The sequence below is a fragment of the Salmonella sp. SAL4457 genome, assembly GCF_046548235.1.
In the GTDB taxonomy this organism is placed as follows: domain Bacteria; phylum Pseudomonadota; class Gammaproteobacteria; order Enterobacterales; family Enterobacteriaceae; genus Salmonella; species Salmonella enterica.
In genome coordinates this window covers 1-556 of sequence record NZ_JBGDZO010000032.1, presented here as the reverse complement: position 1 = coordinate 556, position 556 = coordinate 1, and the positions used below count along the sequence as shown (strand labels likewise).

The 556-nt window shown below is 54.3% G+C and carries 1 rRNA gene; it reads left to right on the top strand.

Annotated features, from left to right (window positions below):
- Nucleotides 1–556 (top strand): 23S ribosomal RNA (locus ACLJNW_RS23055); the annotation flags it as partial.

Here is a 556-nt window from a genome sequence, read left to right as displayed (position 1 = left end):
ATAGGGGAGCCGGAGGGAAACCGAGTCTTAATTGGGCGTTAAGTTGCAGGGTATAGACCCGAAACCCGGTGATCTAGCCATGGGCAGGTTGAAGGTTGGGTAACACTAACTGGAGGACCGAACCGACTAATGTTGAAAAATTAGCGGATGACCTGTGGCTGGGGGTGAAAGGCCAATCAAACCGGGAGATAGCTGGTTCTCCCCGAAAGCTATTTAGGTAGCGCCTCGTGAATTCATCTCCGGGGGTAGAGCACTGTTTCGGCTAGGGGGCCATCCCGGCTTACCAACCCGATGCAAACTGCGAATACCGGAGAATGTTATCACGGGAGACACACGGCGGGTGCTAACGTCCGTCGTGAAGAGGGAAACAACCCAGACCGCCAGCTAAGGTCCCAAAGTCATGGTTAAGTGGGAAACGATGTGGGAAGGCCCAGACAGCCAGGATGTTGGCTTAGAAGCAGCCATCATTTAAAGAAAGCGTAATAGCTCACTGGTCGAGTCGGCCTGCGCGGAAGATGTAACGGGGCTAAACCATGCACCGAAGCTGCGGCAGCGA